Origin of the sequence: Pseudomonas baltica (genome assembly GCF_014235765.1) — a bacterium.
Lineage (GTDB): Bacteria > Pseudomonadota > Gammaproteobacteria > Pseudomonadales > Pseudomonadaceae > Aquipseudomonas > Aquipseudomonas baltica.
The window spans coordinates 359847-374204 of record NZ_JACMYH010000004.1 but is presented as its reverse complement, the minus strand read 5'-3'; the positions used below and the strand labels follow the sequence as shown (position 1 = coordinate 374204).

The 14358-nt window shown below is 64.9% G+C and carries 13 protein-coding genes; 8 read left to right on the top strand and 5 right to left on the bottom strand.

Annotated elements, in window-relative coordinates; all coding sequences use genetic code 11:
* Window positions 1-1311: an aminotransferase class I/II-fold pyridoxal phosphate-dependent enzyme gene (locus H7993_RS16135; RefSeq protein WP_185794981.1), complete on the top strand. Its 1311-nt coding sequence runs from the start codon at window positions 1-3 to the stop codon at window positions 1309-1311.
* Between the two features lie 78 nt (window positions 1312-1389).
* Here H7993_RS16135 and orn read toward each other — a convergent pair whose 3' ends face one another.
* Window positions 1390-1932 (bottom strand): oligoribonuclease, encoded by a 543-nt coding sequence (gene orn / locus H7993_RS16130; protein WP_185794980.1) that lies wholly within the window; start codon window positions 1930-1932, stop codon window positions 1390-1392.
* 95 nt (window positions 1933-2027) lie between these two features.
* Between orn and rsgA the strand changes: the two genes are divergently transcribed.
* Window positions 2028-3059, top strand: coding sequence for a small ribosomal subunit biogenesis GTPase RsgA (gene rsgA / locus H7993_RS16125; RefSeq protein ID WP_122714605.1), 1032 nt, complete (start codon window positions 2028-2030; stop codon window positions 3057-3059).
* On the opposite strand, the gene H7993_RS16120 is transcribed toward rsgA, so the two are convergent.
* Window positions 3053-3991, bottom strand: a complete 939-nt coding sequence (locus H7993_RS16120; protein ID WP_185794979.1) for a LysR family transcriptional regulator — start codon at window positions 3989-3991, stop codon at window positions 3053-3055. The two genes, rsgA and H7993_RS16120, sit on opposite strands and share 7 nt — an antisense overlap.
* Window positions 3992-4089: 98 nt before the next feature.
* Between H7993_RS16120 and H7993_RS16115 the strand changes: the two genes are divergently transcribed.
* Together H7993_RS16115 and H7993_RS16110 are read left to right on the top strand one after the other, a co-directional pair.
* On the top strand, window positions 4090-5289 hold the full coding sequence (locus H7993_RS16115; protein WP_185794978.1) for an aspartate aminotransferase family protein: 1200 nt from the start codon (window positions 4090-4092) through the stop codon (window positions 5287-5289).
* 186 nt (window positions 5290-5475) lie between these two features.
* Window positions 5476-5943: a toll/interleukin-1 receptor domain-containing protein gene (locus H7993_RS16110; RefSeq protein WP_163007695.1), complete on the top strand. Its 468-nt coding sequence runs from the start codon at window positions 5476-5478 to the stop codon at window positions 5941-5943.
* Between the two features lie 43 nt (window positions 5944-5986).
* Here the strand turns inward: H7993_RS16110 and motB are convergent, their stop codons facing one another.
* On the bottom strand, window positions 5987-7012 hold the full coding sequence (gene motB / locus H7993_RS16105) for a flagellar motor protein MotB (RefSeq protein ID WP_122480390.1): 1026 nt from the start codon (window positions 7010-7012) through the stop codon (window positions 5987-5989).
* 3 nt (window positions 7013-7015) lie between these two features.
* Window positions 7016-7867, bottom strand: coding sequence for a flagellar motor stator protein MotA (gene motA / locus H7993_RS16100; RefSeq protein WP_122480391.1), 852 nt, complete (start codon window positions 7865-7867; stop codon window positions 7016-7018).
* A 169-nt stretch (window positions 7868-8036) separates the two neighbouring features.
* On the opposite strand from motA, the gene H7993_RS16095 reads away from it, so the two are divergent.
* The 4 genes from H7993_RS16095 (at window position 8037) to H7993_RS16080 (ending at window position 13264) form a co-directional block, all read left to right on the top strand.
* Window positions 8037-9557 carry an HDOD domain-containing protein gene (locus H7993_RS16095; protein ID WP_342345051.1) on the top strand — a complete coding sequence of 507 codons (1521 nt, stop codon included), beginning with the start codon at window positions 8037-8039 and terminating at the stop codon, window positions 9555-9557.
* A gap of 43 nt (window positions 9558-9600) precedes the next feature.
* On the top strand, window positions 9601-10416 hold the full coding sequence (locus tag H7993_RS16090; RefSeq protein ID WP_185794977.1) for a rhodanese-like domain-containing protein: 816 nt from the start codon (window positions 9601-9603) through the stop codon (window positions 10414-10416).
* A 9-nt stretch (window positions 10417-10425) separates the two neighbouring features.
* Window positions 10426-11325 carry an archaetidylserine decarboxylase gene (gene asd, locus H7993_RS16085; RefSeq protein ID WP_185794976.1) on the top strand — a complete coding sequence of 300 codons (900 nt, stop codon included), beginning with the start codon at window positions 10426-10428 and terminating at the stop codon, window positions 11323-11325.
* Window positions 11326-11482: 157 nt separating this feature from the next.
* Complete coding sequence (locus tag H7993_RS16080) at window positions 11483-13264, top strand: molecular chaperone (RefSeq protein ID WP_185794975.1); 1782 nt, start codon at window positions 11483-11485, stop codon at window positions 13262-13264.
* Window positions 13265-13276: 12 nt separating this feature from the next.
* Here H7993_RS16080 and serB read toward each other — a convergent pair whose 3' ends face one another.
* Window positions 13277-14239, bottom strand: coding sequence for a phosphoserine phosphatase SerB (gene serB / locus H7993_RS16075; protein WP_425312025.1), 963 nt, complete (start codon window positions 14237-14239; stop codon window positions 13277-13279).
* Window positions 14240-14358 lie beyond the last annotated feature (119 nt).

The following is a 14358-nucleotide window of genomic DNA, read 5'->3' as shown; positions in this document are numbered from 1 at the left end:
ATGAATACATTATTGACGAATGCGTCCACTGCCGTCGAGATCGCCGACGCCATCGAGCGGCAGATCCGCCAGGGTGATTTGCTTCAAAACGCTTCGCTGCCTTCGGTCCGCAACCTGGCCATGCAGCTCGAGGTCAGCCCCAATACCGTCGCGGCGGCCTATGGAAGGCTGCGCGACAGCGGCCTGTTGATCACCGACGGGCGCCGCGGCACGCGCGTCAATGCACCTGGGTCGCAGGTCGCCGAACACGGCTTCGTTATTCCCCAGGGCCTCGACGACATGGCCAGCGGCAATCTGGATGCCGCGCTGTTGCCAGCCGCTGATCACGACTGGCTGCTGCGCAACTTCAAGCAGAATGGTTTCGACCAGTTCGGCGATGATCCACAGCTATCCGGCCTGGCACGCGACTGGCTCGTGAGCCAGCGATTGCCCAGCGAGCACGTGGGCGTGTATTGCGGGGCGCTGGACGCTGTGGAGCGAGCACTGCGGGCGCGCTGCCGACCCGGCGCCACGGTGCTGATCGAAGACCCGTGCTGGCCACCGTTGCGCGATCTACTCGCCGGGCTGCAGCTCAAGCCGGTGACCCTGGCGATGGACGACCATGGCGCGCTGCCACCGGCGCCCGAGGTGCTGCGCGGTGCGGCGGCCGTGGTATTGACGCCTCGCGCGCAGAACCCGACCGGCTGTTCGTTCGACGCCCAGCGGTGGCGGCAGTGGTCGCAGGCCATGCAGGACCCGGTGCAGACCCTGCTGGTGATCGACGATCATTGGGGGCCGCTGAGCCAGGCCCCGACCATTGATTTGCAGCCGCTGCCACAGCAATGGGTCTACGTGCTGTCGACCAGCAAGTTTCTGGGCCCCGATCTGCGGGTGTCGATTGCCGGCGCCAGCGCGTCCCTGCACGCCGAGATGCAACGCCAGCAGCGGGTAGGCCCGCGCTGGGTCAGTCTGCTGCTGCAACGGCTGACCGCTCATCTGTGGAGCGCGATGCTGCACGGGAATCGTTTGGCGGAAGTCGGGGCAGCCTATCGAAGCCGACGACGCTCGCTGGTCGAGGCGCTCGAACTCAACGGTGTGAGGCCGTCCAGTTCGGGTGAAGGCCTGCACCTGTGGCTGCCGGTTGCGGATGAAACCTCGACGGTGCAGGCCTTGGCCGCCGCGGGTTGGGCGGTCCAGGCAGGGAGCCCGTTTCGGTTGCAGAGCGGGCAGGCGGTGCGTGTCAGTGTCGGCAACCTGGCTCATGCCGATATCGCGCGGTTGGCCGGCGACATTGCCAGTGCCATGCAGGCACCGCGGCGTCGGGTGTATTGAGAGAGGTAGGCTTGAGGGCCTCTTCGCGGGCAGAGGGATCGCCGCCCGCTTCGCTCCCGCAGCAGAGGTTTCCGGGCTTCAGAACTTGATGAAATGCTTGCGGTAGTGTTGCAGCTCGGCGATGGATTCGCGGATGTCGTCCAGGGCCAGGTGGGTGCTGCCCTTCTGGAAGCTGTCCTTGACCTCCGGGGCCCAGCGCGCGGCCAGCTCCTTGAGGGTCGAAACGTCGAGGTTGCGGTAGTGGAAGTAGTTTTCCAGTTCGCGCATGTGGCGGTAGAGGAAGCGGCGATCCTGGCAGATGCTGTTGCCGCAGATCGGCGACTTGCCCTTGGGCACCCATTGCTCGAGGAAGGCAATGGTCTGCGCCTGCGCATCGGCCATGCTGACGGTGCTCTCGCGCACCCGCTGGGTCAGGCCGGAGCCGCCGTGCTGACGGGTGTTCCACTCGTCCATGCCGGCGAGGATCTCGTCGCTCTGGTGGATGGCGATAACCGGCCCTTCGGCCAGGGTATTGAGGTCGCTGTCGGTGACGATGGCGGCCATTTCGATGATGACATCGTGATCCGGGTCCAGGCCGGTCATTTCCAGGTCGATCCAGATCAGGTTCTGTGGGTTCTGCATGAAAGTCTCCTCGGCGTAGCTGCGCAGTTTAGCCTAGCCGGCCGTGCTAGTATCCCGCCTTCGTCAACACCTGCATTCATTTACACGGAACACACATGGCCAAACGCCAACTGAACCGCCGCCAGAACTGGCGCATCGAAAAAATCCAGGGCGAGCGCGCTGCCCGCGCCGCCAAGCGCGAGTCCCAGGCCCTGGAGACGCTGGAAGGCGGTGACCTGGGCCCCGAGCAGACGGGGCTGGTGATCGCGCACTTCGGTGTTCAGGTGGAAGTCGAGGCACTGGAAGGCGAGCACGCCGGCCAGGTCTGCCGCTGCTATCTGCGGGCCAACCTGCCGGCGCTGGTCACCGGCGACAAGGTGGTCTGGCGCGCGGGCAATCAGGGCATCGGTGTCATCGTTGCCCAACTGCCGCGCAGCACCGAGCTGTGCCGCCCCGACAGCCGCGGGCAGCTCAAGCCGGTCGCTGCCAACGTCGACCTGATCGTCATCGTGTTCGCGCCCATGCCCGAGCCCCATGCCAACCTGATCGACCGCTACCTGGTAGCCGCCGAACACGCGGGCATCCATCCCCTGCTGCTGCTGAACAAAGCCGACCTGATCGACGAGCAGAACGCGCCGGCGCTCAACGCGCTGCTGGCGGTGTATCGCCAGCTGGGTTACCCACTGCTCGAGGTCTCGGCTCATCAGGGCGATGGCATGCAGCAGTTGCAGGCACGCCTGGATGGTCACATCAGCGTATTCGTCGGCCAGTCCGGCGTAGGCAAGTCATCGCTGGTCAACAGCCTGCTGCCTGAAGTGCAGGCCCGTGTGGGTGCGCTGTCGGAATGGTCCGGCCAGGGCACGCACACCACCACCACCGCACGGTTGTTCCACTTCCCCGGCGGCGGTGAGCTGATCGACTCCCCCGGTATCCGCGAGTTCGGCCTGGGCCATGTCAGCCGCGCCGACGTCGAAGCCGGCTTCATCGAGTTCGCCGACCTGCTCGGCACCTGTCGCTTCCGCGACTGCAAGCATGACCGCGAACCCGGCTGCGCCTTGCTCGCAGCACTGGACGATGGCCGTGTGCAGCAGCAGCGCATGAACAGCTACCGCTCGATCATCGCCAGCCTGACCCAGGACACCTACTGATTCAGGGCACCTGCTGATCCTCGGGCCGGCTGCGGCCCCAGGGTCTGGACGATGTAGTCCACGAATGCGCGCAGCTTCGGCGAACGGTATCGCGCCTGTGGATAAAGCAGGTGCATGGGTCTGCCGGGCAACGCGTATCGAGCCAGTACCTGGACCAGCTTGCCTTCCTCGAGATCGCCACGCACCAGCACGTCGGGAAGCATCACCAGGCCCATGCCCGCCAGGGCGGCCTGACGCAGCCCGGCGCTGCTGTTGGTGACCAGACGCCCTCGAACATCGACGCCGATCGAGCCACTGGGCCCCTGCATGGACCACCGCTTTTGCGTGCCGCGCCACTCATCGCCTGGGTTGTACATGAACTGCAGGCACTCGTGCGCAGCCAGCTCTTCGGGGTGGCCAGGCGTGCCATGGCGACGCAGGTAGTCCGGAGACGCACAGATGCTCAGCCGATAGTCGTCCAGGGGACGTGCAATCAAGGTCGAGGGCTCCAGATTACCCAGGCGCAGGGCGGCGTCGTACCGGCCGTCGAGCATGTCCTGTACCTGATCACCGAGGCTGAGGCTGACGCTGATCTGTGGATAACGCTGAAGAAACCCCGCCAGTGCCGGCGCCAGGCACTCGGCGCCGAAGGTGGGCGGCGCGGTGATCCGTAACAGGCCCTGCGGGGTGCCTTGGGTGTGTTCGGCCCAGCGCTCGGAATCGGCGACCAGCCCCAGCACCTCCAGGCAGCGCTGGTAGTAGGCCTGGCCCGCGTCGGTCACCTGCTGACGGCGCGTGGTGCGCAGCAACAGGGTAACGCCCAGACGCCGCTCCAATGCCTGCAGATGGTTGCTGACCATGGTCGTGGACAGGTCGCAGGCGTTGGCGGCTGCCGTCATGGTGCCTAGTTCCACGACTTTCACGTACACCTGCATGGCTTGGAACAGATCCATTATCAACTCCAAGTGAAAAGTGCATCCAGTCTAGCGGCGTTTATCCATCTGAGCTTGAAGGGAATACTGCAGATTCATTTCCTCCCGAGCGATTCGCGATGAGCGCCAACCACTTGATGCCGACCTATCAACCCCTGCCCCTGACGTTCACCCGCGGCCTCGGCACCCGCCTGTGGGACGACAGCGGCCGCGAATACCTGGATGCACTGGCCGGCGTGGCGGTGACCAACGTGGGCCATAGCCATCCCGACGTGGTAGCCGCCATTGCCGAACAAGCCGGGTTGTTGCTGCACACGTCCAACCTGTATGCCATCGACTGGCAGCAACGATTGGGCGCGAAGCTGGCTGAAAAATCCGGCCTGGCCCTGGCGTTTTTCAACAATTCGGGGGCCGAGGCAAACGAGACCGCATTGAAGCTGGCCCGCCTGCATGGCCATGCCCGCGGCATCGCCCGGCCTTTGGTGGTGGTCATGAACAACGCCTTTCACGGGCGCACTCTGGCCACCCTGGCAGCCAGCGACGGCGCGCACCTGAGCGCCGGACTGGGCCAACTGCCGGGCGATTGCGTGAAGATCCCCTTCGCCGACCTCGACGCGCTGGCCAGCGTCACCCAGGCGTTCGGACAGCGCATTGCGGCAGTGCTGCTCGAACCGATTCAGGGCGAAAGCGGTGTGCATGTCGCCTCTGCCGCCTACCTACGCGCCCTGCGTGAGCACTGCGACAACCATGGCTGGTTGCTGATGCTCGATGAGATCCAGAGTGGCATCGGTCGCACCGGCCAGTGGTTCGCCTACCAGCATGCGGGCATCCAGCCAGATGTGCTCACGCTGGCGAAGGCCCTGGGCAACGGCATTCCGATCGGCGCCTGCCTGGCCAGCGCGGCAGTAGGCCGCCTGTTCACGCCCGGCAGCCATGGCAGCACGTTCGGCGGCAACCCGCTGGCCTGCCGGGTTGGCTGTACGGTGCTGGACATCATCGAGCGCGAGGGGCTGCTGGACAACGCCGCGCGCCAGGGGCAGGCGCTGCTCGAATGCTTGCGCAGCGAAGTGGGCATCTTGCCCGGAGTCAAGGCTGTGCGCGGCGTGGGCCTGATGATCGGCGTGGAACTGGACCGGCCCTGTCGCGAACTGATGCAGCGGGCGGCGCAAGAGCATGCCCTGCTGATCAACGTGACCCGTGGCACCACCCTGCGCCTGCTGCCGCCCTTGACCCTGAGCGCGGCTGAGGTGGAGCGTATTGCCGATGCCCTGTCCGCCCTGGTGCGCGCGCCGCAAGGGTTGTGCACAGGTGCCAGCTAGAGGAATTGGCTGTAGGAGAAGTTACTTTCCTAGGTAAGGAATGTCTCTTTTGAATGACATACCTTGCCGCTTAAACGGCATTGAACAATCTTTCAACCTTCAACACTCACGATGAAGGTTTTCCATGCTCGACCTGCCCCTTGCCTGCCTGCGCCTCGCTCGACCGACTGCTGGCGGGAGTCGGCGATGAGCGTGTTCATCGGCTACCAGCATGCCGATCATCCACACGCGCTGCGGGTCCGCAAGCAACTGCGCAGGGCCGGGATCGAGGTGCGCATGGACGTGATGGACTTCGAATCGCTGACCACCCTGCATGTCACCGAGACGATCACCGCGCACATCCGTGACTGCACCCACGTGATCCTGATGATGTCCCACAGCAGCGCGCGGCGTTGGTGGATACCCTTCTCCATCGGCGAGGCGACCTCGTGGGACCGACGCATCTGCGTGTATCGAATGGGTGACCAGGCGCTGCCCGAATACCTGGCCCATTGGCCGACCCTGACGCGCACGCAGCAATTGGACTTCGTCATCGAGGCCTACCACCGCGAGGCGGCCCTGCGCATGCCGGCCAGTCAGCGCGAGACGCCGCTGCAGCTGTGCGCGCGCGATATCCACAGGGGCCTGCGCGAACGCATCGGGCGTGGATTCTAGCTCGGCGGCAAGGCTGGGAAGGCTGGGAAGGCGATGCAGTCCATCAGGGCGCGGGTTTGCCCGGCTCGACCATCTTCGTCGAGCCGTCCTCGAAGAGGTTCAGCCGCTGGCGCAGCTCGCGCGGCTGCACCGGCGCATCGGGATCACCGATCGACGCGCCAGGAGGACTGGCAGCTGGAGGCGCGCCGGGTGCAGGCGTTTCCAGGGCCGGTTGCTCGCCTTCGATGTCGCGCTGGGCCTTCTTGGTCAGCACCACGATATCGATACGGCGATTGATGGAGTTCAGCGGATCCTTGCGGTCGAACAGCGAAGACGAGCCATAGCCAACCACTCGGGCGATCTGGTCTTCCGGGTAGCTGCCGGCTACCAGCGCGCGGCGCGCGGCATTGGCACGGTTGGACGACAGCTCCCAATTGCCGAAGCCGCCCGCCGCACTGCCGGCGTAGGGCTTGGCATCGGTGTGACCGCTGACGCTGATCTTGTTCGGCACCGCCTTGATGGTGTCCGCCATGGCCAGCAGGATGTCCTCGAAATAGGGTTTGAGCCGCGCACTGCCCAGGTCGAACATCGGCCGATTCTCGGCGTCGGTTATCTGGATGCGCAAACCGTCCTGAGTGATCTCGAAAAGGATCTGGTCCTTGAATTTCTGCAGCTGGGGGTTTTCGTCGACCTTGTTCTGCAGTTCCTGCAGCAACAATTCGAGGCGTTCCTTTTCAACCTGCTGGGCCACTTGCTCGGCCTGCTCGGCCGCGACCTGGGTCGAGGTCTCGGGCTTGGGCGGCGACACCTCGACGTCCGGATTCAGGGTCTTCTCGGGCGATAGCTGGGGCGAGCCGCCCAGGTCGATGACATAGGGCGTGCCGCTTTCGGAGAAGCCGATCGGGTCCTTGAAGTAGCCAGCGATGGCGATCTTCTGTTCAGGCGTGGCTTCGGACAACAGCCACAATACCAGGAAGAACGCCATCATCGCCGTCGCGAAGTCGGCGAATGCGATCTTCCAGGCGCCGCCATGATGGCCGCCGCCAAAGCGCTTGACCCGCTTGACGATGATGGGCTGGTTGTTTTCCATGACTCAGCGACCGCGTACGGCTTGTTCGAGTTCGGCGAAGCTGGGCCGGTGCGCCGGGTACAGCACCTTGCGCCCGAACTCCACGGCCAGCGACGGCGGCATGCCCGAGGCCGAAGCCACCAGCGACGCCTTGATGGCCTCGTAGACGTTCAGTTCTTCCTTGGCATCATGGGCCAGGCAGGTCGCCAAGGGCCCGAAGAAACCATAGGCCGCCAGGATACCCAGGAACGTACCGACCAGGGCGGCGCCGACGTGACCGCCGATCGCTGCCTTGTCGCCATCACCCAGCGAGGCCATGGTCACGACGATACCCAGCACCGCCGCAACGATACCGAAACCGGGCAACGCATCGGCGATGCCGGTGACGGCGTGGGACGGGTGCTCGAGCTCTTCCTTCATGCTCAGCAGCTCCATGTCGAACAGGCCTTCGAGTTCGTGTGGGGCCATGTTGCCCGAAGACATGATGCGCAGGTAATCGCAGATGAACGCCATCATCTGCTCGTCCTTGAGGAGGGCTGGGTACTTGGCGAAGATCGGGCTGGCGGCGACGTCCTCGATGTCGGCCTCGATGGACATCATGCCCTCGCGACGGCTCTTGTTGAGGATCTCGAACAGCAGGCTCAGCACTTCCAGATAGAAGGCATGACTGAAGCGCGACTTGAACATCTTCAGCGACTTCTTCAGCACGATCATGGTGGTGCTGCCGGGGTTGGCCTGCAGGAACGCGCCCAGTGCGGCGCCACCGATGATCAGCACCTCGAAGGGCTGCACCAGGGCAGCCAACTGACCATGGGAAAGAACGTATCCGCCGAGCACGCTCGCGAACACGACAATGATGCCGATAATTTTAGCCATGGATAAAAAACACTTCAGAAGTCGGGTTCATGGACGAAAAAGGTGATGTTGAATCTGTTGTTCTCCTTATCGGCAGAACTGCGCCAGACTATAGGCAGCGGTTTTCAAAAGCCAGTTTGGTCCGTTCGTGTAGTCGGCCTGCATTCAGGCATGCATCAGGATAAGCATAGTGTCCAACGCCAAGCCTCAAACCCTCGACACCTGGCTCGCATTGCTCGATGGCGTGCGCCTGCCGATCCCCAGGCTCTACCACGACAAGGTTCGCGCGGCGATCAAGGACCGACGCCGCTCGCTGCGCGACATCGCTGACCTGATGCAGCACAGCCCGGCGCTGGTGCTCAGCGTGATGCGCGAAGCCAACCGGCATGCCAGCAACAGCCTGGCGGAACCGGCGGAAAGCCTCGAAGTGGCCCTGAACCGGCTGGGCCTGTCGCGTGCCGAAGAGTTGCTGATGCGCCTGCCCGCGCTCGACCCGCAGCAGATGCCGCTGACCCTGCGTCAGTTGCAGATGATCAGCCAGCATGCCAGCCAGCAGGCCAATGGCCTGTTCGCGGCACGGCTGGCGCGGCTGTGGCAGGAGATCCACTGGGGCAGCCTGTTGTTCCTGTCGCCGCTCTGGCCACTGGCTGCAACCTACCCCGAACTGCTCGATGAATGGGAGCGCCGGGTCATTGCCGAGGGCGAAGCGGCGGCCACGGTCGAGCAGGCGCTGTTCGGCGTACCGCTGCTGGTGCTCTGCGAGGCACTGGCGCAGAAATGGCGCTTGCCGGCCTGGGTGCTGCACGGCTATCGCCTGCTGCTGGGGGAACGCCGGGCGCTGGTGCAGGCGCTGCACATCGCCCGCGATAACCAGCACCGCCTGCGTCAGCAACAGCAGCTGGACGACGAGCCGGCGCTGCGCCGCTGGTTGAACCAGCCGGCCAATACCATCCTGATGGCCAATGGTCTGGCCCTGGCGGCGCAGCACGGCTGGTTCACCCCCCACCTGCAGCGCTGGCAGTACCTGAGTTGCCTGTACCTGCAAGTGCCGCTGGAGCAGGTGCAGCAACAGGTTCATCAACACGCGGTGCACAGCGCCCGTGTGCACTGGGCTACCGACCTGTGGCACCCGGCGCGCAGCCTGCCGTGGCCGCCGCAGCACGCGCCCGCGACGCAGGACAGCGAACCGGCGCCGGCACCCAGCGAAGCGGCACTGGCGGGCTGGCGGCACCTGTGCACGCAGCTGCTGGCCACGCCGACGCCGTTCAACAATGCCTTGCACCTGACCACCTGTGCACGCGATGCATTGCTGGCGTGCGGCATGCAGCGCGTCATGCTGCTGATGGTCGACCGCAGCCATGGCAGCCTGCTCGTGCACCAGAGCGCCGGGCTGCCCAAGGAGGCGGCCGCGCTGAGCCTGGGCATCGAGCACAGCAGCCTGTTGCAGCGGCTGCTCGCCCAACCGACCCAGTTGCGCATGAACACCGCCAACAGTGCACAACTCCAGGCGCTGCTGCCGGCAACCCTGCGCGCGCTGTTCCGCGGTGAACACCTGCTGCTGCGCTCGCTGGGCGTCGAAGGCCGGGTACACACGCTGCTGGTCGCCGACCAGGGCGGGCGCCCGTTTTCCGAGATCAGTGTGCAGGGCTTCGGCAAGACCGCACAGTGCATCGAGCGCGCGCTGGACACCTTTACCAACCGCAGCCGGTAAGGCTTGCGCTACAATCGTCGTTCCGTTTTATCTGGAGACCCGCATGCCTGACTTCGCTGGCCTGCCCCTGGTGATCGAGCCCGAGGCGCTGAGTACTCGGCTCGATGCCGCCAACCTGATCGTGGTCGACCTGACCAGCGACGCGCGCTACGCATCCGGGCACATCCGCGGGGCGCGTTTCGTCGATCCCAAGCGTACCCAATTGGGTCAGCCGCCTGCACCGGGGCTGTTGCCCGGGCTGGCGTCACTGGAGCAGCTGTTCGGCGAGCTGGGTCACCACCCGCAGGCGACCTACGTGGTCTACGACGACGAGGGCGGCGGTTGGGCCGGACGCTTCATCTGGCTGCTCGACGTGATCGGCCATTCTCGCTATCACTACCTCGATGGCGGCATCCTGGCCTGGGAGGCCGCCGGCCTGCCGCTGAGCCAGGACACGCCAGCCAGCGCCGGCGGCCCGGTGTCGCTGACCCTGCACGACGAGCCCACCGCAACCCGCGAGTACCTGCAAAGCCGCCTGGGCGCCAGCGACCTGGCCATCTGGGATGCCCGCGGCCCGCTGGAATACTCGGGCGAAAAAGTGCTGGCAGCCAAGGCGGGGCACATTCCCGGTGCGATCAACCTGGAGTGGACCGCCGCCATGGATCCGGCGCGCCAGCTGCGCATCCGCAGCGACGTCGCGCAGATGCTCGACGGCCTGGGCATCACCGCCGACAAGGAAATCATCACTCACTGCCAGACCCATCACCGCTCTGGCTTCACTTATCTCGTGGCCAAGGCGCTGGGCTATCCACGCGTCAAGGGCTATGCCGGTTCCTGGGGCGAATGGGGCAACCACCCCGACACCCCCACCGAAGTTTAAGGACACTCAATGAAAGATCGCCTGTTCATCATCAGCCAGTACCTGCTGCCCCATCACCTGCTCTCGCGCCTGGCCGGGTGCGTTGCCGAATGCCGCTCGCGCTGGTTCAAGAACGCCTTCACCCGCTGGTTCGCCGAGCGCTACAACGTCGACATGTCGCTGGCCCAGGTCGAAGACCTGAGCGCCTACGAGAACTTCAACGCCTTCTTCACCCGTGCCCTGAAGCCCGATGCGCGTCCGCTGGACCCGACCCCCGGTGCAATTCTCTCGCCGGCCGACGGCGCCGTCAGCCAGCTGGGCACCATCGAACACGGTCGCATCTTCCAGGCCAAGGGCCACAGCTTCAGCGTGCTCGAACTGCTGGGCGGCGATCCAGACAACGCCGCTCCTTTCATGGGTGGCAAGTTCGCTACCATCTACCTGTCACCGCGCGACTACCATCGGGTGCACATGCCACTGGCGGGTACCCTGCGCGAAATGATCTATGTGCCGGGGCGCATCTTCTCGGTCAACCAGACCACCGCCGAGAACGTGCCTGAACTGTTCGCGCGCAACGAGCGGGTGGTGTGCATCTTCGACACCGAACGCGGGCCGATGGCCATGGTGCTGGTGGGCGCGATGATCGTCGCTTCGATTGAAACCGTCTGGGCGGGCCTGGTGACGCCGCCCAAGCGCGAACTCAAGACCTTTCGCTACGACGAAGCCGCTCGCGCGCCGATCCATCTGCAGAAGGGTGCCGAGATGGGCCGCTTCAAGCTGGGCTCGACCGTGGTCGTGCTGTTTGGCCCGGAGCAAGTCAAATGGGCCCATCATCTGGCCAACTTGTCACCGGTGAACATGGGCCAGGGCATCGGGCTGGCGGCCAGTGCGGACGACGTGGCGCCGGCGCCAGCTTCCACCGTGATCTGAACCGCCTGCGGCCTGCGCGGCGCAGCCTCGGCGACATCGAGGCTGCGACCTTTATCCAATGCTGTTAGAGTCCTTGCATACGGCCAAATGAATGGCCTGTCTTTTCTCGTCGTTCAAGCCCTCGAGCGACGACCTGAGTTGAACCAGGAAACGACCGATGTCGCCACGCCCCCATCTGTTGTTGCGCGCACCGACGCCATCGCAGTTGAGCCTGACCTTCTGCGAAGCGACCCCGCGCGACCTCAAGCGCTGGATTGCCAAGCTGCCCAAGGCCAATCTGGGGGAAACCGCCCGGTTGCTGTACCAGGGCCTTGGCGAGCTCAACCAGCTGCTCACGCCCAGCGAAAACCGCCTGCAACTGCTTGAGCTGCTGCGGCCCGAGGTGTATTTCGTCTGCAAGCATCTGGAACGACACTTCCTGAACCAGTCTATCGTTCTCGACGAACGCTCACGCAAGGTCGCCAACCTGTGCCAGGCCCTGCAGAACCATCTGGCCATCGGCTACAAGCAGATAGTGCTGCGCATTAGCGCCACCTACGCGAAAGACCGTGCCTCCAAGGATCGCGCCGCCCTTCTGGCCACCGCTGCGCAGCGCGCCCTGCACTGTCTGAATGGGCCAGTGATGCGTGCCAGCCTGCTGTACTGTCCGGTGCCCGACGGGGTCTGGCTGGAACTGCACCAGCTGTACCAGGCGGCCCTGGCGCATCAGTTGCAGAACGTCCCGATCAATGACCCGCTGGCCGCGCATGGCACGACCCTGAGCGTGCAGCAAAGCTACACCGCCGCCTTGTTGCTGGGCAGTTCACGCTGCAACCAGATGCGCCAGCAGGCGATCCTGCGTCTGGCCGAAGTGCTCGAGGCCTGGAGCCTGCTGGTGCGTGTGCAGCCTGCCACCCTGGCTTCGAGTCTGTTCGCCATGGCGCCCGACGAAGACAGCCCGCCGCGCTACAAGACGCTGTATGAAGAGGACCAGTTGCCACTGCTGGTCGGACTTGACCCCGCCGATCTGGTCGAGGCGATCAAGACGCACCTGGAAATGCCGGTCGAGCAGCGTGCTCAGTCGCGCCTGATTCCCAGCAATTTCAGCATCGATCTGCTGCAACACGTGGCGGCCGCCTGGGGCGATGTGGCGGAACGTACCTTTACCCGCACCCCTGGCCAGGGCAACCTGACGGTGTGCATCGGCATGAGCGCGCTGCATTACTACATTGGCGGCGAGCGTTCCTTCAGCGAGATCCTCAAGCGCCCGGCCCTTTCCCAGAGCGCACAGTTCGTGCCAGGCGCCACCACCCAGTCCTGGAGCAGGCCGAGCGAAACCGATCGGCACGGCGACTACGAAGAAATCCAGTACGACCTGCCGAGCGGCGAAGGCAGCGGCGCCGCCAGCGCGTCCAACAATGACCAGCACTTCCCTACCTACGCTCTGCAGATCGTCAACCACAGCCCCGGTGGCTATTGCCTGGCATGGCCAAGGGAAGTCCCGCCGCAGCTGCAGGCCGGAGAAATGATCGGCATCCAGGACACTCAGGCCCAGGGCTGGAGCGTGGCGGTGGTGCGCTGGATCCGTCAGGTGCGCAGTGGCGGCACGCAGATGGGCATCGAGCTGGTGGCACCGCACGCGCAGCCATGCGGTCTGCAACTGGTGCGCGTCAGCGAGCAGAACAGCCAGTTCCTGCGCGGCCTGTTGCTGCCGGAAATCCGCGCCATCGACATACCCGCCTCCCTGCTGGCCCCACGCATGCCGTTCCTGGAAGGCAACAAGGTGATCATCAACACCCAAGGTGAAGAACGCCCGGCCGGGCTTGGTCAGCGCATGACCGGCACCGGCAGCTTCAACCAGTTCGAATACCACCTGCTGGAGGTGGCCACACCGGCGCCGGCCGGTGCCGACGATGCTGCGCCCGAAGAAGACTTCGATTCGCTGTGGAAAGACCTCTGAGCCAGCCTGCGTTCAGTCGCGGCGGCCCAGCAGGTACAGCACGGCGTCCAGCCCCAGCACGCTGATGGCCTGACGCGCCGACTGCCGCACCAGCGGTTTGGCACGGAACGCCACGCCCAGGCCTGCAATCGCCAACATGGCCAGGTCGTTGGCGCCATCGCCCACGGCGAGGGTCTCGCTCAACTCCACACCTTGTTCACGAGCCAGCTGCTGCAGCAGGTCGGCCTTGCGCTGGGCGTCGACGATCGGCTCGACTGCCACGCCGGTGCATTTGCCGTCGACCACCTGCAGTTCGTTGGCGAACACATGGGTGATACCCAGGCGCTCCTGCAACTGCCTGGCGAAATATGTGAAGCCACCGGACAGAATGGCCGTCTTCACGCCCATGCGGTTGAGTTCGGCGAACAAGCGCTCGGCCCCTTCACTCAGGCGCAGTTGAGCACCGATGTCATCGAGTACCGCAACGTCGAGACCATCGAGCAGTGCCAGACGCGCCTTGAAGCTGGCGCGAAAATCGATTTCGCCGCGCATGGCCTGCTCGGTGATGGCCGCGACGCGTTCGCCGATGCCGGCCGCCTTGGCCAGTTCGTCGATCACCTCGGCCTCGATCAGGGTCGAATCCATGTCGAACACCGCCAGGCGTGGGTGTCGGCGCTGAGGTGACTCGGGCTGGTAGACGATGTCCAGACCCAGCGCAGCGCTCAGTTCCAGCACCTGCCCGCGCAATTGCAGAGGCTGCTCCAGCGTGCCAAGCAGGCCCAGCTCGAAACAGGCATTGCCGCCCACGGCGGCAGACAGGCGTTCGATGCTCGCCAACGCCAAGCCATGCTCGCTCAGCAGGCTGACCACCTGCTGCAAGGCGGGGTGACCGACCTGGCGCCCCATCACGCTGACCACATGTTCAGCCTGCGTGGCGGACTGGGCGGCGCTGAACGTGGTATCGGCGGCCAGGGCGGCGCGCAAGGCATCGGCGATGCCCGACTGCTCCTGAGCGGTGATGTTGATCAGGACGATTTCGCGCAAGAGGCACCCCGTTTCATGAAAAAAAACGCATTCTAACCACTTTCAGTGACCATCGGGCACAGGCAGCGCTT

Coding starts and splice junctions, on each gene's coding strand:
- H7993_RS16135 (WP_185794981.1), top strand. CDS start 1: ATGAATACATTATTGACGAATGCGTCCACTGCCGTCGAGATCGCCGAC.
- orn (WP_185794980.1), bottom strand. CDS start 1,932: ATGCAGAACCCACAGAACCTGATCTGGATCGACCTGGAAATGACCGGC.
- rsgA (WP_122714605.1), top strand. CDS start 2,028: ATGGCCAAACGCCAACTGAACCGCCGCCAGAACTGGCGCATCGAAAAA.
- H7993_RS16120 (WP_185794979.1), bottom strand. CDS start 3,991: ATGGATCTGTTCCAAGCCATGCAGGTGTACGTGAAAGTCGTGGAACTA.
- H7993_RS16115 (WP_185794978.1), top strand. CDS start 4,090: ATGAGCGCCAACCACTTGATGCCGACCTATCAACCCCTGCCCCTGACG.
- H7993_RS16110 (WP_163007695.1), top strand. CDS start 5,476: ATGAGCGTGTTCATCGGCTACCAGCATGCCGATCATCCACACGCGCTG.
- motB (WP_122480390.1), bottom strand. CDS start 7,012: ATGGAAAACAACCAGCCCATCATCGTCAAGCGGGTCAAGCGCTTTGGC.
- motA (WP_122480391.1), bottom strand. CDS start 7,867: ATGGCTAAAATTATCGGCATCATTGTCGTGTTCGCGAGCGTGCTCGGC.
- H7993_RS16090 (WP_185794977.1), top strand. CDS start 9,601: ATGCCTGACTTCGCTGGCCTGCCCCTGGTGATCGAGCCCGAGGCGCTG.
- asd (WP_185794976.1), top strand. CDS start 10,426: ATGAAAGATCGCCTGTTCATCATCAGCCAGTACCTGCTGCCCCATCAC.
- H7993_RS16080 (WP_185794975.1), top strand. CDS start 11,483: ATGTCGCCACGCCCCCATCTGTTGTTGCGCGCACCGACGCCATCGCAG.